Source organism: Agromyces solani (assembly GCF_058349925.1).
Window position 1 is genome coordinate 505,422 of sequence record NZ_JBYRER010000002.1, and the last position, 18,734, is coordinate 524,155.

The 18,734-nt window shown below is 71.6% G+C and carries 14 protein-coding genes; 5 read left to right on the top strand and 9 right to left on the bottom strand.

Annotation, left to right across the window (positions count from 1 at the left end; translation table 11 throughout):
- Positions 1–3 precede the first annotated feature (3 nt).
- Positions 4–1,065 carry a LacI family DNA-binding transcriptional regulator gene (locus AC3RJ7_RS10090; RefSeq protein WP_491455702.1) on the top strand — a complete coding sequence of 354 codons (1,062 nt, stop codon included), beginning with the start codon at positions 4–6 and terminating at the stop codon, positions 1,063–1,065.
- Here the strand turns inward: AC3RJ7_RS10090 and AC3RJ7_RS10095 are convergent.
- Both AC3RJ7_RS10095 and AC3RJ7_RS10100 read right to left on the bottom strand, forming a co-directional pair.
- Entirely contained in the window at positions 1,013–2,518 is a 1,506-nt protein-coding gene (locus tag AC3RJ7_RS10095; protein ID WP_491455703.1) for a hypothetical protein, read from the bottom strand. The two genes, AC3RJ7_RS10090 and AC3RJ7_RS10095, sit on opposite strands and share 53 nt — an antisense overlap.
- 5 nt (positions 2,519–2,523) lie before the next feature.
- Entirely contained in the window at positions 2,524–4,689 is a 2,166-nt protein-coding gene (locus tag AC3RJ7_RS10100) for an alpha-galactosidase (protein WP_491455704.1), read from the bottom strand.
- A 118-nt stretch (positions 4,690–4,807) separates the two neighbouring features.
- Here AC3RJ7_RS10100 and AC3RJ7_RS10105 point away from each other — a divergent pair, with 118 nt between their 5' ends.
- From AC3RJ7_RS10105 to AC3RJ7_RS10120, 4 genes are read left to right on the top strand one after another with little or no spacing between them, the layout of a single operon-like run.
- Positions 4,808–6,154 carry an ABC transporter substrate-binding protein gene (locus AC3RJ7_RS10105; protein ID WP_491455705.1) on the top strand — a complete coding sequence of 449 codons (1,347 nt, stop codon included), beginning with the start codon at positions 4,808–4,810 and terminating at the stop codon, positions 6,152–6,154.
- Positions 6,155–6,203: 49 nt separating this feature from the next.
- Positions 6,204–7,187, top strand: coding sequence for a carbohydrate ABC transporter permease (locus AC3RJ7_RS10110; protein WP_491455706.1), 984 nt, complete (start codon positions 6,204–6,206; stop codon positions 7,185–7,187).
- A complete protein-coding gene (locus AC3RJ7_RS10115; protein WP_491455707.1) occupies positions 7,184–8,029 on the top strand; it encodes a carbohydrate ABC transporter permease in 846 nt (281 codons plus the stop codon). Before AC3RJ7_RS10110 ends, AC3RJ7_RS10115 begins: the two co-directional genes overlap by 4 nt.
- Before the next feature lie 12 nt (positions 8,030–8,041).
- Positions 8,042–9,733: a glycoside hydrolase family 36 protein gene (locus tag AC3RJ7_RS10120; protein ID WP_491455708.1), complete on the top strand. Its 1,692-nt coding sequence runs from the start codon at positions 8,042–8,044 to the stop codon at positions 9,731–9,733.
- A gap of 165 nt (positions 9,734–9,898) precedes the next feature.
- Here the strand turns inward: AC3RJ7_RS10120 and hpaD are convergent, their stop codons facing one another.
- From hpaD to AC3RJ7_RS10155, 7 genes are all read right to left on the bottom strand, one after another.
- Positions 9,899–11,041 (bottom strand): 3,4-dihydroxyphenylacetate 2,3-dioxygenase, encoded by a 1,143-nt coding sequence (gene hpaD, locus AC3RJ7_RS10125; protein ID WP_491455709.1) that lies wholly within the window; start codon positions 11,039–11,041, stop codon positions 9,899–9,901.
- Positions 11,042–11,080: 39 nt separating this feature from the next.
- Positions 11,081–12,616 carry a 5-carboxymethyl-2-hydroxymuconate semialdehyde dehydrogenase gene (gene hpaE / locus AC3RJ7_RS10130; protein ID WP_491455710.1) on the bottom strand — a complete coding sequence of 512 codons (1,536 nt, stop codon included), beginning with the start codon at positions 12,614–12,616 and terminating at the stop codon, positions 11,081–11,083.
- A gap of 34 nt (positions 12,617–12,650) precedes the next feature.
- Positions 12,651–13,328, bottom strand: coding sequence for a GntR family transcriptional regulator (locus AC3RJ7_RS10135; protein WP_491455711.1), 678 nt, complete (start codon positions 13,326–13,328; stop codon positions 12,651–12,653).
- A complete protein-coding gene (locus tag AC3RJ7_RS10140; protein WP_491455712.1) occupies positions 13,325–14,911 on the bottom strand; it encodes a fumarylacetoacetate hydrolase family protein in 1,587 nt (528 codons plus the stop codon). Before AC3RJ7_RS10140 ends, AC3RJ7_RS10135 begins: the two co-directional genes overlap by 4 nt.
- Positions 14,912–15,184: 273 nt before the next feature.
- Entirely contained in the window at positions 15,185–16,072 is an 888-nt protein-coding gene (locus tag AC3RJ7_RS10145; RefSeq protein ID WP_491455713.1) for an HpcH/HpaI aldolase family protein, read from the bottom strand.
- Positions 16,057–16,842, bottom strand: a complete 786-nt coding sequence (hpaH, locus tag AC3RJ7_RS10150; protein WP_491455714.1) for a 2-oxo-hept-4-ene-1,7-dioate hydratase — start codon at positions 16,840–16,842, stop codon at positions 16,057–16,059. The genes AC3RJ7_RS10145 and hpaH overlap by 16 nt, the downstream gene beginning before the upstream one ends.
- A 111-nt stretch (positions 16,843–16,953) precedes the next feature.
- Positions 16,954–18,624: a thiamine pyrophosphate-binding protein gene (locus tag AC3RJ7_RS10155; RefSeq protein ID WP_491455715.1), complete on the bottom strand. Its 1,671-nt coding sequence runs from the start codon at positions 18,622–18,624 to the stop codon at positions 16,954–16,956.
- Positions 18,625–18,734 lie beyond the last annotated feature (110 nt).

The window sequence follows — 18,734 nt, forward strand, 5'->3', positions numbered from 1 at the left end:
GCCATGACCGACAAGGACGAGGCCACGACTCCTGCGAAGGAGTCGAACGGACGACGAACGCGGTCGCCGGCGGGCACGGTTCGCCTCGCCGAGGTCGCGGCGATCGCCGGCGTCAGCGAGGCGACGGTGAGCCGCGTGCTGAACCGCAAGTACGGCGTGTCGGCCTCCACCCGCGAGCAGGTCGAGCGGGCGCTGCAGCAGATCGGCTACGAACGGCCGGTCAAGGGCGAGATCGTGCTGATCCTCGTACCGGGGCTCAAGACGCCGGTGTTCGCGGCGATGGTCACCGCGATCGAGAGCGAGCTCACCCCGCACGGGCTCCGGGCCTTCGTCTGCCCGGTCGTGCCCGGATCGGTCATCGAGCGCGACTACATCGAACCCATGCTCGATGCCGGCATCGCCGCCGCGGTGTTCCTCTCGGCGAGCAACACCCTGCGCAACGCGGATCCCATGGCCAGGGAGCTCCTCGAGGGCCGAGGCATCCCCTACGTCAGCGTCAACGGGGGATTCCCCGGTTCGGCGACGCCCGTCGTCTCGACCGACGACTGGCGCGCGGCCGAGCTCGCGGTCTCGCACCTCTACGATCTCGGGCACCGGCGGATCGGCATGTGCGCGGGTCCGGTCGGCAACACGCCCGCCGACCGCCGGGTCGAGGGGTTCCTCGAGGCCATGGACGCACGCGGGCTGACGGACGCCGCGGACTTCGTCGTGCGGCACCACTACAGCGTCGACGGCGGGCGACACGCGGCCGACGACCTGCTGCCGCTCGGGGTGACCGCGATCGTCGCCTCGAGCGACGACATGGCGCTCGGTGCGATCCGCGCGGCCACCCGCAGGGGCCTGCAGGTGCCGAAGGACCTCTCGGTCATCGGCTACGACGACTCCTACCTCCTCGACTTCACCGACCCGCCGCTCACGACCGTGCGCCAGCCGGTCGAGAGCCTCGCGGAGAGCAGCGTGCGGACGCTGATCACGATGATCCAGAATCGCGGCGTGCAGACGAGCGAGGCGCTCATCGACCCCGAGCTGCGCCTCCGCCAGTCGACCGGGCCCGCGCCGCAGTAGCCGGGCGATCGCGCCTCGACGCCTCCGTGACCATGCGCCGTTCGCCCGGCCGGATGCGGACGACGTCGCCGGGGGCGGCCGCCGCGCCGAGATGCGGATCGCGGAACCGCCCGTCGCGGGTCGGGACGGGCCGCCAGGTCAGCTCGTCGGGCGTGCGATTCTCGACCCAGTGGCCTTCGCCCTCGGCCCAGCCGACGTCGAGCGCACCCCGGCCGAACGGGACGTCGACCGCGACGAGCCGGCGGATGCCGCTGGGGAGCGCCGGCCGCGTGGTGATCGAGCGCGAGGCGGCATCGGGTTCGAGACCGAGCAGGCCCGCGACGATCTGGCCGACGAGCGTGAAGGCGACCTCGGGGTAGCCTCCGTTCGCGCCCTGCTGCGCCACTTCGTGCGGTTCGTCGCGCCGAGCGTGGATGTCGCGCATCCAGGCGTACGCGGCATCGGGGCGTCCGTGCCGCAGGAAGACGTCGGGGAGGTAGGTCAGCGCCTCGACGTTCGCCGGAGCGCGCTCGGCATCGCGGCACGCGAGGTCGATCTCGTCGAGCACGACGGTGCACCGCGGATCGTCGTCCGACAGGAGGCCCTTCATGGGCAGGAACCAGGTCGCCTCCCTGAGCCAGTCGGCGACGGGCCGGCCGTCGGCCAGCCAGCCTGAGACGAGACCGCCGAAGGCGCCGTCGGCGGGCGTGCCCGGCGCGTCGCCGCGGCTCCACCGCTCGGTGAACTCCGCCATCAGGCCGGCGGCGGCCGTGTCGAACCGTCGGGATGCCGCGTGCTCGCCGAGCGCACCCTCGAGCGCCGCGGCGTGCCGGAGCGCGGCGTACTGCGCGGCGATGCCGTCCCCCGCCTCGAGCAGGTGCTCGCCGGGCCGCTCGTTGTAACTGGCGGCGCCGTCGAAGATGCCGGGGCCGGCCGCCTCGGCGACCCCGTTCGGGCGGACGCGGTCCCGCTCGGCGACGAATCCGTCGAGCGTCCGGCGCCAGTGGTCGCGGTGGCCGAGGAGTCCCCGGTCGCCCGACCACCGGTACAGCACGTGGATGAGCTCGACGAGTTCGAACACCGCCGGCAGCTCGCGGACGAACCGCTCCGGCCCGGCGTAGTCGATCGCGAGCGGCGTGAGGAGATCGAAGTTGAGTGCCCACACCGGCCAGCCGCCGTGCTCGGGCGTCGCGGTGCGGACGAACGAGTCGAGCATTCCGCGGTTCTCGCGTTCGAGTCCGAGCAGGTGCGCGCCGACCGCCTGATGCGCGAAGTCTCGGAGGTAGTACCCGCTGCGGAAGGCGTAACCGGCGTGATAGCACGCGCCGTACACGGCGCGGCGGTACGGCGGAGGCGTCGCCTCCGAGACGTCGAGCGGCCCGGAGACGCCGTCGGCGACGACGAAGCGCCGGGCCCTGGTGGAAGCCCACTCGAAGATCTCGGCGAGCGTCGCGTCATCGGTCTCGATGCGCACGCCGTTCACCGGATCGCTCCGGAGCCGACGGCGACGAGTTCGACGAGCCCGGCCTCCTGCGGACGGAGGACCGGGGTGGGCAGGCCCGCCGACATGAGGACGACGCCGGGGAGGACCGCACCGTCGGTCCACCACTCCGGCTGCGCGCGTCGCTCCGTCGGATCGGGCGAACCATCGGGGCGCACCCGGTGCACGCGGTAGTGCGCGGCCGGGTCGAGGCCCCGCAGGCGAATCGGTGATCCGGGAAGGTGGGTCGGCGTGTCGATCGACGCGATCGTGACGATCGCCCGGCTCCGGTCGTCGGACACGACGGCCTGTGCGACGATCGCCGGCTGCGCCTCCAGCCGCAGGAGCGTGCCGCGCTCGATGAGCGGGCGCAGGCGACGGAACTCGGCGATCCATCCGGCGAGTTCCGCGAGCTCGGGCGGGGCGGCTTCGCGCAGGTCCCATTCGATGCCGAAGCTGCCGATCATCGCGGTGATGGCGCGATAGGCGAGCGAGCTCGTTCGGCCCGACGTGTGCGCCGCCGCCGGCCCGACGTGCGCGCCGAGCAACTCCGGCGGCATCAGGAGGCTCGTCCACCGCTGGATGCGCTGCCGCTCGAGCGGGTCGTTCGAATCGCTCGTCCAGAACCGGTCGGTGTGCATGACCACTCCGAGGTCGATCCGGCCGCCGCCGGCGGAGCACGATTCGATCTCGAGCCACGGGCACGCGGTGCGGACCTCGTCCATGAGCCGGTACACGGCTCGGGTCTGCGCGTGCACGCCGGCGCGACCGTTCGTGCGATCGAGCGGCTCGACGAGGTCGCGGTTGTGGTCCCACTTGATGTAGTCGATGCGGTGCTCGGCCACCACGGCGACGATGCGCTCGAGCAGGTGGGCGAAGGCGTCGGGGTGGGCGACGTTGACGACGAGCTGCTGGCGGGCCAGCGGCGCGTCGCGGTGACGCGGGCCGAGGATCCAGTCGGGGTGCTCGCGGGCGAGGTCGGAGTCGGGGTTCACCATCTCGGGTTCGAACCAGATGCCGAACTGCATGCCCAGTCCGCGCACGAGTTCCACGAGCGGGCCGAGGCCGTCGGGCCAGGCCTCGGGCGAGACCGTCCAGTCGCCGAGCCCCGCGCGGTCGTGGCGGCGCGCCCCGAACCAACCGTCGTCGAGGACGAAGCGCTCGACGCCGACGCCCGCGGCGAGCTCGGCGAGCTCGGCCAGCGGCTCGAGGCGGTGGTCGAAGTACACGGCCTCCCACGTGTTGAGGGTGACCGGCCGTCCGACGGACGGGTGCTGCGGCCGCGAGCGCAGGGTGCGGTGGATGCGGGCGGATGCCTCGTCGAGCCCCGCGCCGTAGCTCGCGTAGAGCCACGGCGACCGGTAGTCGTCGCCGGGGCCGAGCTCGAGCTCGCCCGGCAGCAGCAGTTCGCCGCCGCCCAGCGCGGTCCGGCCGCCGTTCGAGCGGTGCGCCCACATGCGCTGGTTGCCCGACCACGCGACGTGGATCGCCCAGGCCTCGCCGCGCTCGTGGTCGAAGCCCGGCGTGCCGGCGGCGAGGAGCGTGGCGGCATCCTGCCCGGTGCGGCCGCGCCTGGCCTCGCGCAGGTGGGTGCCGTCGACGATGCCGACGCGCTGCGGCCGGCGCTCGCCGTTGTGCCGGCCGGAGAAGTCGACGAGCTCGGTCGCCCGCCCCGGCACGGGGAGGGCGAGATCGAGTCCGTCGAGCCGGTACGGCTCGGCACCGTCGTTGCGCACGAGCGCGGCCACCCGCACGAGGCCGGAGGCGAGGAGCTCGATCTCGATGCGGACGGCGAGGGCGCCCGAGGCATCCGTCGCCGTGGACACGAGTCGTTCGGCGACCGTCGCCGTGCCCACCTGCTCGTGGACCGTCTCGACCCCGACGAAGTCGGGGAACGCGCCGGTGCCGTCGCGGTGGTGGCCGGTGAGGCCCTGCGGTCCCATCCACGCCTGTCGTGGCTCGGCGAGGAGCCCGACCGGCGGGGGAGCGTCGAGCTCGTTGCCGACGCGCACGCCCCGGGCGAGCTCGGCGATCGCCGCGAGCCCGTCGTCGTCGAGCCGGTCGAGGGCGGGCCCCCAGTAGTGCACGACCGGCAGCGTGGCCGACGTGGTCTCGACGACCACGCTCACTCCGGCCGCCCTCAGGTGGAATCGTTCCGCGTCCATGTTTCCTCCATTGCAAACTTGCAAAGACATACTGCATATATACGAGTGGTATGTTACTGTCGCTTTCGTCGCGGATGACGCGATGCACCCGAGCACCACCGAGAAAGGACTGCGAACAATGAGGTTCACCCCCACGAGTCGGACTGTGCGCGTCGTCGCCGCGGCAGCAGCGGTCACGACCGCCGCGGCGCTGGCCGGCTGTTCGAGCGCGAGCGACGGAGACGCCGCGAACGGCGGCGAGGTCGGCGGCAAGATCACCGTCTGGACCTGGAACGCTCCGGGCGACGGCCTCGAGGCCGCGATCCCCGCCTTCCAGGAGCTGCACCCCGACGTCGAGATCGACGTGCAGGACGTCGGCAACCCGGCGATCTGGGAGAAGATCACGACCGGCATGGCCGCCGGCGGCCAGGGCCTGCCCGACGTGCTGAACATCGGCATCGACTACATGGGCAACTACGTCGAGAAGTTCCCCGGGCAGCTCGTCGACCTGCGTGAGTTCGGAGCCGACTCGCTCGAGTCCGACTTCCCGTCGGGCGCCTGGAAGAGCGGCTCGGGAGCCGACGGCGCCGTGTACGGCATCCCGTACGAGGTCAACGCCACGGGCTTCTTCTACCGCAGCGACATCTTCGAGCAGGCCGGCGTCGACATCGACTCCATCGAGACCTGGGACGACCTCATCGAGGCGGGCGTCGTCATCAAGGAGAAGACCGGCGTGCCGCTCTACAACCAGGACAAGGCGGCCACCGAGGCCGACTCGGCCGGTCTCTGGCAGCTGCAGACGGCGTTGCAGGACTCGTTCTACTTCGACGAGAACGGCGACATCACGATGAACGGCGACGCCGGCGTGCACTCGCTCGAGCTCATCAAGAAGGCCAACGACCTCGGCATCGTCGGCGACGTGCAGGGCAGCTGGGACAACCTGCTCGCGCAGCTGCGCGGTGAGAAGCCCACGGCGATCATGCCCGCCGGCGGCTGGATGGCCGGCGTCATGGAGAACGAAGCGCCCGAGATGTCGGGCAAGTGGGGTGTGCGGCTCCCTCCGGCCGTCGAGGAAGGCGGCATCACCGCGGCCGTCAACGGCGGCACCTACCTGTCGATCCCGACGGCGAGCAAGAACCAGAAGACGGCGTGGGAGTTCGTGAACTTCGCGCTCGGCACCCTCGAGGGCCAGAAGCTCGTCTACGAGGGCGGCGGCATGTTCCCCGGCTACAAGCCGATGCTCGAGTCCGAGGGCTTCGCGGCCCCGAGCGAGTACTTCGGCGGCCAGTCGCCGAACGCGATCTTCATCGCCGAGCTCGCCCAGGACACCCCGGTCCTCAACTACACGAGCGACTACGCCCGCGCGCTCAAGGCGTACACCGACGCCCAGACCCGGGTGCTGCTGTCGGGTGCCGACCCGCAGGAGGCGCTCGACGAGGCCGCCGACCAGGTGGCGCAGCAGACCGGCCGCAAGCTGGCCGACTGATCGAGCGGATGCCTCGGCCGGCCGCACCCGGCCGGCCGAGGCATCCCCGATGGAACGGATCGACGTGAACGCGCTGCTCGCGACCAAGACCGCCGCCCCGCCGGTGGAACCCGACACCCGCAGACCCGTGGATCGCCGCCGCAGGCGGCGCTCCTCGATCGGCCATCCACGGCTGACGCCCTACCTCTTCCTCCTGCCGACGATCCTGCTGTTCCTCGGCTTCAAGCTGTACCCGTACCTGTCGGCCTTCTGGACGAGCCTCACGTCGAACATCGGCGGCGTGATCACGTTCGTCGGCGTCGACAACTACGTCCGGCTGCTGCAGGACCCGCTCTTCTACACGGCGCTCGGCAACACCGCGCTCATCCTCGTCGTGCAGGTGCCCATCATGCTGTGCCTCGCGGTCGTGCTCGCCGTCGCGTTCAACTCCCTGCTGCTCAAGGCCCGCGCCTTCTTCCGCATGGCGTACTTCGTGCCGATCGTCATGGGACTCGTGGCCTACGGCATCCTGTTCAGCGCGCTGTTCGACTCGAGCGACGGCATCGTGAACGAGCTGCTCGGCGCCGTCGGCATCGGGCCGATCCCGTGGCTCGTCGACCCCTTCTGGGCCAAGATCTCCATCGTCATCGCGATGACCTGGCACTACACGGGACAGAGCGCGATCATCTACATCGCCCAGCTGCAGTCCATTCCCGGGGAGCTGTACGAGGCGGCCCAGGTCGACGGCGCCAACGCCTGGCAGCGGTTCCGCAGCGTGACGCTGCCCGGGCTGCGCCCGGCCCTGCTGCTGACGGTGATCCTGTCGACCATCGGCACCCTCCAGCTCTTCGACGAGCCCTACGTGCTCACGAACGGCGGGCCCGACAACGCGACCCTCACCGTCGGCATGTACCTGTACCAGAACGGCTTCAAGTACTTCGACTTCGGTTACGCCTCGGCCATCGGCTACGCGCTGACCGTCATCATCGCCGTCATCTCGCTCATCCAGTTCCGCCTGTTCCGCGAGAAGTCACCCAAGGAGAAGACCCGATGACCGACACCCTCGTTGGCGTGCGCGCGCGGCGCACGAAGTCGCTCCTGCTCACGACGGCGATCGCCGCGGGGGCGGTGCTCATGCTGCTCCCGTTCTACTGGCTGATCATCGCGACCACCTACCCGTCGCGGGAGATCTTCGCCTCGCCGCCGAACGTGCTGCCCGGCCCGGCGTTCTTCGACAACCTCTCGGGGCTCCTGAGCGACACGCTCTTCGGCCGTGCGATCGCGAACTCGGTCGTCGTGGCCTCCGTGTACACGGTGCTCGGGCTCGTGGTCTGCACGGCCGCCGGCTACGCCTTCGCGAAGTTCGAGTTCCCCGGCCGGAACGTCATCTTCGGCGCCGTGCTCGTCACGCTCGCCCTGCCGTCGCAGGTCACCCTGGTGCCGCTGTTCCAGATCATGGTGACCCTCGGCTGGCTCGACACGTACCAGGCGCTCATCCTGCCGAGCCTCGCCATGCCGTTCGGGATCTTCCTGATGCGGCAGACGATGCAGGCGGTTCCCGAGGAGCTGCTCCAGGCGGCCCGCGTCGACGGCGCGGGCGAGTTCCGGGTTTTCGCCCGCATCGTGCTGCCGACCGTCCGGCCGGCGATCGCCGCGCTCGCGATCTTCCTCTTCCTCGCGCAGTGGAACGAGTTCGTCTACCCGCTCGTCGTGCTGCGCACGCCCGAATCGTTCACCATCCCCGTCTCGCTCGCCTCGCTGCAGGGCATCGGCACGACCGACTACGGCCAGCTCATGACGGGCACGCTCCTGTCGGTGCTGCCCATCCTCGTGCTGTTCCTGTTCCTGCAGCGCCACTTCGTCGCCGGCATCCTCGCCGGTGCAGTCAAGCAATAGGAGTCCAAGCACGTGCTACTCGAAGACCACCAGCTCGCCCTCGTCGAGTGGATCGACCTGCCGCGAGGCATCCGGCTCGGCACCGGCGGCGGATGCCGCGTCATCGACACCGTCGTGGACGGCCGGTCGCAGCGCATCCGCGTGGAGGCCGTCGCCGGCGGCCAGGTGATCCTCCAGGCTCCGCTCGGCGACGCCGCGGGCTACTGGCATCCCGGACTCGATGCCGAACGCGGCCTGCCCGCGGACTGGGCGGGCGTCGACCGCTTCAGCGCCATCCGCTCCGCGCCGCTGGGCGCCCTCTACGACATCGACGGCACGAGCCGGCTCGCGTTCGGCGTCGGCTGGACGGCGGGCGAGGGCGAGCTGCAGTTCGGCGTCTCCGAGGAGGAGAAGAACTTCGTCGTGCGCCTGCCCGTCGACGCGCGAATGGCGGCGGCGTCGCCCGAGCTCGACCTGGTCGTCGTGCGCGAGGCCGCGCCGTACGAGCAGGCGGTGCGCGTCGTCGCCGACGCGCTCTACGAGGGCGTCGCCGTGCGCCCTGCTGCGCCCGCGGCGCTCGAGCCGGTCTACTCCACCTGGTACGCGTACTCGCAGGGCATCTCCGACGAGATCGTCTCGCGCGACCTGCCCGTCGCGCGAGAGCTCGGCTTCCGTTCGGTGTTCCTCGACGACGGCTGGCAGCGCTTCGGCGACGGCCGCTGGTACGCCGGATGCGGCGACTGGGTGCCCGACACGGCGAAGTTCCCCGATCTCGCCGGGTTCTCGCGCCGCGCGCACGAGCAGGGCCTCGACGTCGTCCTCTGGCTCGCGCCGTTGCTCATCGGCGAGCAGAGCGAGGCGTACGCGCGGCTCGCGGGCTTCGCGACCGAGTACTCGAGCGGGCTCCGCGCCTGGGTGCTCGACCCGCGCCATCGCGAGGTGCGCGAGCACGTCGTCGACACGTGCGCCCGCCTCGTGCGGGACTACGACCTCGACGGGCTGAAGATCGACTTCCTCAACAACGCGATGGCCTACGCGGGAGCACCGAGCCGGGGCGACCTCGACGACGTCGGCTTCGCGATGACGGAGCTCGCGCGCGGCGTGGCCGACGCGGTCGACCTCGTGCGGCCCGGCGCGCTCATCGAGTTCCGCCAGCCGTACGTCTCGCCGACCGTCGCGGCGTATGCCGATGTCGTGCGGGCGAACGACTGCCCGGCCGACGCCGACCAGAACCGGCGGTCGGTGCTCGACCTCCGGCTGCTCGCCCGCGAGCAGGTCGTGCACGCCGACCCCATCATGTGGGCGGGCGAGGCCGACGCAGCGGCGGTGAGTCGTCAGCTGCTCGGCGGGCTGTTCGGGGTTCCGCAGGTGTCGATGCCGCTCGCCGACCTGACCGACGAGCAGCGGCGCACGGTCGCCGAGCGGCTCGCGCAGTGGCGGGAGCTCCGCGACGTGCTGCTCGGCGGCGAACTCGCGCTGGGGCTCCCGAGCCGCGGATTCCCGACGGCGCAGGCGCGGCGCGACGGCGTGCTCGTCGTCGTCGACTACGAGTCGGCGATCGTCGAACTCGATCTCGAGGGGGTGCGCGAGCTCGTCGTGGTCAACGCATCCGCGATCGACGGCGTGCCGTATCGGGTCGTCGGCGGTCGGCGGACGGCGCTCGGCGAGGAGGCGGGAATGCTCGACGTGCCCGCTTGGGGGACGGCTCGCCACCGACTCGCCTGAGCCGGACCACCGCTCCCGGATGCCTCGGGCGCCGCGTCGCCCGACGTATTGGGTGCCGTGCGGCGCGGTGCCCGAGGCATCCGGCCCTGCGAGGTGGATCGCGCCGCCGACGCGAAGGGGCGCCGCAGCACGAGCTGCGGCGCCCCTTCGGCACGATGCCGGGAACTACAGCGTGTTGCCGAGCTTGAAGCCGTGCTCCTCGTCGCCCTTGCGGGTGTACGAGAAGCCGTCGGCGCCGATCGTCACGGCCATCTCCGACGAGTCGGTGCGCGCGACGACGGGCTGCGGGTTGCCGTCGAGGTCGAGCACGAGGGATGCCTCGGTGTACCACGAGGGCACGACCGGGTTGCCCCACCAGTCGCGCCGCTGGTTGTCGTGCACGTCCCACGTGACGACGGGGTTGTCGGGGTCGCCCGTGTAGTAGTCCTGCGTGTAGATCTCGACGCGGTGGCCGTCGGGGTCGCGCAGGTACAGGTAGAACGCGTTCGAGACGCCGTGGCGGCCCGGGCCGCGCTCGATCGAGTCCGACCGGCGCAGCGCGCCGAGCTTGTCGCAGATCGCGAGGATGTTGTGCTTCTCGTGGGTCGCGAACGCGACGTGGTGCATGCGGGGGCCGTCGCCACCGGTCATGGCGGTGTCGTGCACGGTCGGCTTGCGGCGCATCCAGGCGGCGTAGACCACGCCCTCCTCGTCCTGGATGTCCTCGGTGACGCGGAACCCGAGCGACTGCATGAAGTTCACGGCGCGCGGCACGTCGGGGGTGACCTGGTTGAAGTGGTCGAGACGCACGAGCTCGCCCGGCGTGTGCAGGTCGTAGCGCCACGAGAGGCGCTCGACGTGGGTGGTCTCGTAGAAGAACTCGTACGGGAACCCGAGCGGGTCCTCGACCCGTACCGAGTCGCCGATGCCCTTCGTGAAGCCCTCCGGGCGGCGCTCGACGCGGCATCCCAGCTCGGTGTAGAACGCGACCGCCTTGTCGAGGTCGTCGTTCGAGCGCACCCGGTACGAGAACGCGGCGACGGCCGCGAGCTCGCCGCGGCGCAGCACGAGGTTGTGGTGGATGAACTCCTCGGTCGAGCGGAGGTAGATCGTGTCCTCGTCCTCCTCGGTCACGTAGAGGCCGAGCACGTCGACGTAGAACTCGCGCGAGGCGGCGAGGTCGGTCACGACGAGCTCCATGTACGCGCAGCGCAGGATGTCGGGGGCGGGCACCGACGGGGTCGGCACCGGGTTGTCGGTGTGGATCGGGGCTTCCTGGGAGACGTAGAAGCCCGACGAGGTGAGGGTCATGTCGTCGCGGTTGGTCATTTCAGCGTCCTTGCGTGGGTGGTGCGGCGGGTCGGCGGTTCAGCGGGGGTCCGGGTCGTCGAGGTCGGATGCCTCGGGCGCGGCCTGCTTGCCGAAGGTGGGGTTGTGGGGGGCGCCGAGCGTGATGTGCACGCTCTGCTGGTCGGTGTAGAAGTCGATCGAGCGGTAACCGCCCTCGTGCCCGAGGCCCGATGCCTTGACGCCGCCGAACGGGGTGCGGAGGTCCCGCACGTTGTTCGAGTTGAGCCACACCATGCCGGCCTCGACCGACTGCGCGAAGTTGTGCGCGCGCTTGAGGTCGTTCGTCCAGATGTAGGCGGCGAGGCCGTACTTCGTGTTGTTCGCGAGCGCGAGCGCCTCCTCCTCGGTGTCGAAGGGAGTGATCGCGACGACCGGGCCGAAGATCTCCTCCTGGAAGATGCGGGCGTCGGGCGCGACGTCGGCGAACACGGTCGGGGCGACGTAGTTGCCGGTCGGGAAACCCTCGGGGCGCCCGCCGCCCGCGACGAGCCGGCCTTCGGTCTTGCCGAGCTCGACGTAGCTCATGACCTTCTCGTAGTGCTCGGGGTGCACGAGGGCGCCGACCTCGGTCGCCGGGTCGTGGGGGTGGCCGACCTTGACGCGCTTCGCCTGTGCGGCGTAGCGCTCGACGAACTCGTCGTAGACGTCGCGCTGCACGAGGATCCGCGAGCCGGCGGTGCAGCGCTCGCCGTTCAGGGAGAACACGCCGAAGATGCAGGCGTCGATCGCGAGGTCGAGGTCGGCGTCGGCGAACACCACGGCGGGGCTCTTGCCGCCGAGCTCCATCGAGAGGCCCTTGAGGTACGGGGCGGCGTTGCCGAAGATCAGCTGGCCGGTGCTCGACTCGCCCGTGAACGAGATGAGCGGCACGTCGGGGTGCTTCACGAGCGCGTCGCCCGCGTCTTCGCCGAGGCCGTTGACGAGGTTGAAGACGCCCTTGGGCAGGCCAGCCTCCTCGAAGATGCCGGCCCAGAGCGAGGCCGAGAGCGGGGTGAACTCGGCCGGCTTCAGCACGACCGTGTTGCCCGTCGCGAGCGCGGGGCCGAGCTTCCACGACTCGAGCATGAAGGGGGTGTTCCACGGCGTGATGAGGCCCGCGACGCCGATCGGCTTGCGGTTCACGTAGTTCATCTGCTTGCCGGGCACCTTGAAGGCGTCGTCGGACTGGGCGACGATCAGGTCGGCGAAGAAGCGGAAGTTCTCGGCCGCGCGGCGCGCCTGGCCGAGCGCCTGCGTGATCGGCAGGCCGGAGTCGAACGACTCGAGCTCGGCGAGGCGGGCATCGCGCGACTCGACGATGTCGGCGATGCGGTGCAGCACGCGCGAGCGCTCCCGGGGGAGCATCTTCGGCCACGGGCCCTCGGCGAACGCCCGGCGGGCGGCGGCCACGGCGCGCTCGATGTCGGCCTTCTTGCCGGCGGCGGCGTGGACGTAGGTCTCGTTCGTGACGGGGTTCAGCACCTCGAAGGTGTCGCCGTCGATCGAGTCGACGAACTCGCCGTCGATGTAGTGGCGGATGCGGTCGGGCAGGCCCTCGGGCGTGTAGTCGGTCATCTCATCTGCTTTCGGTGGGAGCGGTCGGTGGGTCTCAGCGAGCGGGTGCCGGTGCGGGATGCCGCAGCTCGGCCTGGTGCTCGAGCACGGCGTCGAGCGTGGCGTTGCGGTGGTTCCTCGCCGCGAGTTCGATCTCGAGCGGGTCGGCGCCCGCCTCGATCAGGGCGACGATGCGCTCGTGCTCGTCGACGGACTCGTGGGCCCGGCCCGGCACGAAGCTGAACGACGAGTCGCGCAGCACCTTCATGCGGTTCCAGCCTCGGTGGACGAGGTCGAGGATGTGCGGGTTCGGGCACTCCTCGTAGAGCACGGCGTGGAACTCGAGGTTGAGCTCGGTGAAGCGGTGCGGGTCGAAGTCGTCGAGCGAGCGGCGCATGCGCTCGTTGATCTCGCGGGCGCGGCGCAGGTGCTCGGGAGTGAGCGCCGGGGCCGACAGCGCGGTGGCGGCGCCCTCGACGAGCGCGAGCGTCTGCATCGTGTGCAGGTACTCGGTCTCCTTGATCAACGCGACCTGCGCGCCGACGTTGCGCTCGAAGCTCACGAGCCCCTCGGCCTCGAGCCGGCGGATCGCCTCGCGGACCGGCACGACGCTCACGTCGAGCTCGGCGGCGATCGGGCCGAGCACGAGCCGGTAGCCCGGCACGTAGCGCCCGTCGTCGATGCGCTCGCGGATGAAGCGGTACGCCCGCTGCGACTTCGACTCGGCGCTCATCGCGACGCCTCGCCGGATGCCGTCGCCCGCTCGGCCTCGTAGCGGGCGCGCCACTCGGCGTTCATGGGGAACAGCCCGTCGACGGAGGCCCCGGCGGCGACCTGCTCGGCCACCCAGGCGTCCTCCGCCTCCTGCGCGGCCGCCTCGGCCGCGACCTCGGCGGCGATCGCGGCGGGGATGACGAGCACCCCGTCGCCGTCGCCGACGATGACGTCGCCGGGCTGCACGGCCGCGCCGCCGCAGGCGATCGTGATATCGGTCTCCCACGGCACGTGCCGGCGGCCGAGCACGCTGGGGTGCGGCCCCTTGCTGAACACGGGGATGTCGAACTCGGCGACCGCGTCGAAGTCGCGCACCCCGCCGTCGGTCACGATGCCGGCGGCGCCCCGCACCTGGGCGCGGAGCGCGAGCACGTCGCCGACGGTGCCGGTGCCGCGCTCGCCGCGGGCCTCGACGACGAGCACCTCGCCCGCCTCGACGGTGTCGAACGCGCGCTTCTGCGCGTTGAATCCGCCGCCGAACTCCTTGAACAGGTCGGGGCGGAACGGAATGAACCGCAGCGTCTTCGCGGTGCCGACGATGCGATCGCCGGGGTGGTTCGCGAACACGCCCTCGATGAACACGTCGTGGTACCCGCGCTTGCGCAGCGCCGCCGAGATCGTCGCGACCGCGGCGCTCGAGAGGAGCGCTCGCACCTCGTCGGTGAGCACGCCGGTCGGTCGAGTAGCCGACGGAGCCTGCGGAGTCGGCGTATCGAGACCACCACGAGCGGCGCTCGCCGAGGCATCCCCGTCGTTCGCGGCGGGCGCGTCGAGCGGGCTGGCCGTGCCGGCGGCCACCGCCGCGGCGTGCTCGGACTCGCTGCCCCACGCCTCGATGCGCTGGGCGTCGTCGATCGCGGGCTTCGTGCCGAAGTCGCCGAACGGCACGTCGCCCTGCGTGACGGTCGTGACGAGGCGGCCGGTCGTGGGGGCGCCCGGAGCGAGCGGGGCGTCGACCTCGACCTCGACGACGTCGCCCGGCACGACGACCGACGAGCCCGCGGGCGTGCCCGTCAGGATGACGTCGCCCGTCTGGAGGGTCATGTGCTGCGAGAGGTCGGCGACGAGGCGCCCGAACGGGAACAGCAGGGTGTCGCTGGTGTCGAGCTGCACGAGCTCGCCGTTGACCCAGGTGCGCACGCGCCAGCCGTCTTCGCCGGCGACGGAGGCGGGGATGGCGGCGGGCCCGATGGGCGTGAAGCCGTCGCCGCCCTTGTTGCGCACGTTCGAGCCCTTGTCGGCGGCGCGGAGGTCGTAGAGGCCGAAGTCGTTGGCGGCGGTGACCTGGGCGACGTGCTTCCAGCCGTCTTCGGGCGACACCCAGCGGGCGGGCTCGCCGATGACGATCGCGATCTCGCCTTCGAAGGCGAGCAGCTCGGTGCCCGCGGGGCGCTCGATCGTGCCGCCGGTCGGCGCGAGGGAGGAGGCCGGCTTGAAGAAGTAGCTCGGCTGCGCGGGAGTGCGGCCCCGCTGCGCGGCCCTCGACGGGTAGTTGAGGTGCACGGCGATGATCTTGCCGGGGGTCGGGATACCGAAGGTCATTGACGTCCTCGTCTCGTGATATCAGAAATCATATACGATCTGGCCGGTTCTGGGAAGGTGCGTGATGGCGGCGAGTGCGCGGGTTCGCGACGAGCGGGCGGGGTGCGTGCGAGTGCGCGCGGGTTCGCGACGAGCGAGCGGGGTGCGTGCGAGTGCGCGCGGGTTCGCGACGAGCGAGCGGGTTGCGTGCGAGTGCGCGCGGCTTCGCGACGAGCGAGCGGGTTGGACGCCGCTCGCTCGTCGCGAACTCGCTCACCCATGCGTCGGTGCACCTCAGTAGCTCGCGCGCGGGGGCGTGCCCGAGGCATCCGAGTCAGGAGCCGGTCGGGTGATGAAGCGATCGGCGAGCGCCTCGGAGGCGCGCGCGAGGATCGCGACGTCGGCGCCGACCGCGGCGAACGACGCGCCGGCGGCGAGGTAGCGGTCGGCGTCCTCGGCGACGAACGCGTTGATGCCGACGGGCTTGCCGGCCGCGCGCGCGGCGCGGATCGCCGTGAGCGCCGCCTCGACCACGTCGGGGTGCGACGGCTGGCCGAGCAGGCCCATGGACCCCGCGAGGTCGGCGGGGCCGACGAAGATCGCGTCGACGCCGTCGACCGCGAGGATCTCGTCGACGTTCGCGACGGCGGTCGCCGACTCGACCTGCACGGTGAGGCTGATGGTCGCCGAGGCACGGTCGAGGTAGCCCTCGACGCGGTTCCAGCGCGATGAGCGGGCGAGCGAGGCGCCGACGCCGCGCACGCCGTGGTCGGTCGGGCCGGGGCGATGGCCCGAGGCATCCGGTTCGGAGGCGTGGGCGGCGGTGCCGGGATACCGGACCGCGCGCACGAGCTCGCGTGCGTGCTCGGCCGTGTCGACCATCGGCACGAGCAGGTTCTGCACGCCGAGGTCGAGGTACTGCTTGACGACGACCGTGTCGCCGATCGGCGGCCGCACGACCGGGGCGACGGGGTAGGCCGAGACGGCGTAGAGCTGGTTCAGGATCGTCTGCAGGTCGTTGGGCGAGTGCTCGGCGTCGATGAGCAGCCAGTCGACGCCGCTGCCCGCCGCGATCTCGGCGACGAGCGGGCTCGCGGAGCACACCCACATGCCGATCTGCGGCCGGTCTGCGGCCGCGACCCGGTCGATGAAGGTCTCGGGCAGGTTCAGGCGAATCGGCACGTGATCGCCCCCAGCTGTCCGTAGTCGGCGTGCACGGTGTCGCCGCGCTCGACCCACATGGGCCGGGTGAACGAGCCGGCGAGGATGATCTCGCCCGCCTCGAGCGACTGCCCGTGCTGGGCGAGCTTGTTCGCGAGCCAGGCGACGCCCATCGCAGGGTGGCCGAGCACGGCGGCGGCGACGCCCGACTCCTCGATCGTCTGGTTGCGGTACAGGAGCGCCCCGATCCAGCGCAGGTCGACCTCGTCGACCTTCACCGGGCGGCCGCCGACGACCATCGCGCCCATCGCCGCGTTGTCGCTGATGGTGTCGACGATCGTGCGGCCCTGCAGTTCGATGTGGGAGTTGAGGACCTCGAGGGCCGGCACGACGTAGGCGGTCGCGTCGAGCACGTCGAAGATCGTCGTGTTCGGGCCGGTGAGCGGCTTCGCGAGCACGAACGCCAGCTCGACCTCGATGCGCACGTTCGAGAACCGGTCGAACTCGATCTCGGCGCCCGATTCGAACACCATGTCGTCGAGGATGACGCCGTAGTCGGGCTCGGTGATGCCGGTCGCGACCTGCATGACCTTCGAGGTGAGGCCGATCTTGCGGCCGACGAGACGGGCGCCGTCGGCGATGCGCCGGTCGGCCCACACCCGCTGTACCGCGTAGGCGTCGTCGACGGTCATCTCGGGGTGCCTGGCGGTGAGCCGGGGGACGGTGGTGCGATCGCGATCGGCGGCGACCAGTTCGTCGGCGATCGAGTCGATGGCGGTTCGGTCAAGCACGCGGGCTCCACTTCGTCGTCGGGGCGTTCATCACAGATCGTATACGATCCGCCGCTCGCTGCACAGTGCCACGGCGCCCGCGTACACGCGGGTGTGTCGGGGCGGGATGCCTCAGCGGGAGTTCACCCGGATGATCTCGTGCTGGTACGGGGCGATGACCGAGCCCGAGATGCGGCAGTCGAGCAGCAGGAACGGGCGCTCGGCCACCGGACGCGCCGTCCACTCGGGGAGGGCGTCGAGGTCGGCGAGGGTGCGCACGACGACGCCCTGCGCGCCGAAGGCGGCCGCGGCCGCCGCGAAGTCGGCCTCGGGGATGCGCATCGGCGCCTCGGCGAGGCCCTTGAGCCCGTAGAGGTTCACCTCGGCGCCGTAGGCGGCGTCGTTCCAGATGACGGCGATGCCGCGCCCGCCCGCGGTGCGCACGGCAGTCTCGAGGTCGGCGAGGGCCATGAGTCCGCCGCCGTCGCCCGACGTGAGCACGATGGTCGAGTCGGGCTTGGCCGCCGCGGCGCCCGCGACGCTCGGAAAGCCCTGGCCGATCGACTGGAACGCCGTGCCGACCATCATCATGCGGTCGGGCGAGGCCACCGGCCAGTACATGTTCGCCCAGCCGATGAAGTGGCCGCCGTCGGAGACGACGACGCGGTCCTCGGGCAGCAGTTCGGCGATGCGGCGCGCGGTCGAGCGCGGGTCGAGCCGGCCGTCGGCGGCGAGGTCGTCGCCCTCGTCGTAGCGGCGCAGGGCCGCGGCGTCGACCGTCTCGCGCCAGCCGCTCGGCTCCGCGCCGAGCGCGTCGAGCTCGGCGACGATCGCCCGGGCGGCGAGCGCCGCGTCGCCGCGCACGTAGCCGCCGACGTGGGGGTGCGTCGCGGCGGGCGCGACGTCGACCTGGTACACGCGCGTGCCGGGTGCGAAGAGCTCGCCGAAGCGCATCGTGAACTGGTTGAGCGAGGCGCCGAACACGACCGCGACGTCGGCCTCGTGGACGAGCGCCATCGCCCCGTCGGCGCCGAATCCGCCGGTCACGCCGAGGTCGTACCGGGTGTCGGGGAACACGCCGCGTCCGAGTGCGGTCGACGCGGTCACCGCACCCGTCGCCGCGGCGAGCTCGCCGAGCGCCTCGCCCGCATCGGCGAGCCAGGCACCGCGGCCCGCGAGCAGGAACGGGCGCTTCGCGCCGGCGAGGGCGTCCGCGATGTCGGAGATCGTGCCGAGTGCGTACTCGCCCGCGGCCGCGAGCGGTGCGGGATGCTTCGGGGCCGGCGCCTCGACGAGGGGGCCCGCCTCGGCGGCGGCGACGTCGTAGGGGATCGCGAGCACGACGGGCACCCGGTAGTTGAGGGCGTGCTCGACGGCGATGACGGTCGTCGCTGCGGCGTCGGTGCGGCCGACGGTGTAGGTGCGCGCCCCCACGGCGGAGGCGAGCGCGATCTGGTCGACGTCCCACGGGCGCGGGCCCGAGGTCGGCTCGTCGCCGACGACGAGCACGAGGGGTACGCGGGCCTGCGCGGCCTCGGCGAGCGAGGTGAGCGTGTTGGTGAAGCCCGCGCCGTATGTCGAGGTCGCCGCCGCGAGCCGCTTCGAGGCGCGATAGTGCGCGTCGGCGGCCACGACGCCGCCCGCCTCGTGGCGGACCGCCGTGAACGCGGCACCCGTCTCCTTCTCGAGGGCGTCGAGGAACCAGGCGTTGCCGTTGCCCATCACGCCGAAGACGTGGTCGACGTGGGCGGCGAGGGCGTGGGCGACGTGCGCGGAGACGGTGGTGGACGAGGTCGCGGGCATGGCGAAGCCTTTCGAGACGGTGACGGAGGTGATCGATTCCGTATGTGTCTCGCGGCAGGGGCCCGCTTCGTGCCCATTTTTCGAGCACCGGCGCCGATCGCGAACTGCGT

Excerpts from the sequence above, each read along its gene's own strand:
- AC3RJ7_RS10090 (WP_491455702.1), top strand. The coding sequence starts at position 4 with ATGACCGACAAGGACGAGGCCACGACTCCTGCGAAGGAGTCGAACGGA.
- AC3RJ7_RS10100 (WP_491455704.1), bottom strand. The coding sequence starts at position 4,689 with ATGGACGCGGAACGATTCCACCTGAGGGCGGCCGGAGTGAGCGTGGTC.
- AC3RJ7_RS10105 (WP_491455705.1), top strand. The coding sequence starts at position 4,808 with ATGAGGTTCACCCCCACGAGTCGGACTGTGCGCGTCGTCGCCGCGGCA.
- AC3RJ7_RS10110 (WP_491455706.1), top strand. The coding sequence starts at position 6,204 with ATGGAACGGATCGACGTGAACGCGCTGCTCGCGACCAAGACCGCCGCC.
- AC3RJ7_RS10115 (WP_491455707.1), top strand. The coding sequence starts at position 7,184 with ATGACCGACACCCTCGTTGGCGTGCGCGCGCGGCGCACGAAGTCGCTC.
- hpaD (WP_491455709.1), bottom strand. The coding sequence starts at position 11,041 with ATGACCAACCGCGACGACATGACCCTCACCTCGTCGGGCTTCTACGTC.
- hpaE (WP_491455710.1), bottom strand. The coding sequence starts at position 12,616 with ATGACCGACTACACGCCCGAGGGCCTGCCCGACCGCATCCGCCACTAC.
- AC3RJ7_RS10135 (WP_491455711.1), bottom strand. The coding sequence starts at position 13,328 with ATGAGCGCCGAGTCGAAGTCGCAGCGGGCGTACCGCTTCATCCGCGAG.
- AC3RJ7_RS10140 (WP_491455712.1), bottom strand. The coding sequence starts at position 14,911 with ATGACCTTCGGTATCCCGACCCCCGGCAAGATCATCGCCGTGCACCTC.
- AC3RJ7_RS10155 (WP_491455715.1), bottom strand. The coding sequence starts at position 18,624 with ATGCCCGCGACCTCGTCCACCACCGTCTCCGCGCACGTCGCCCACGCC.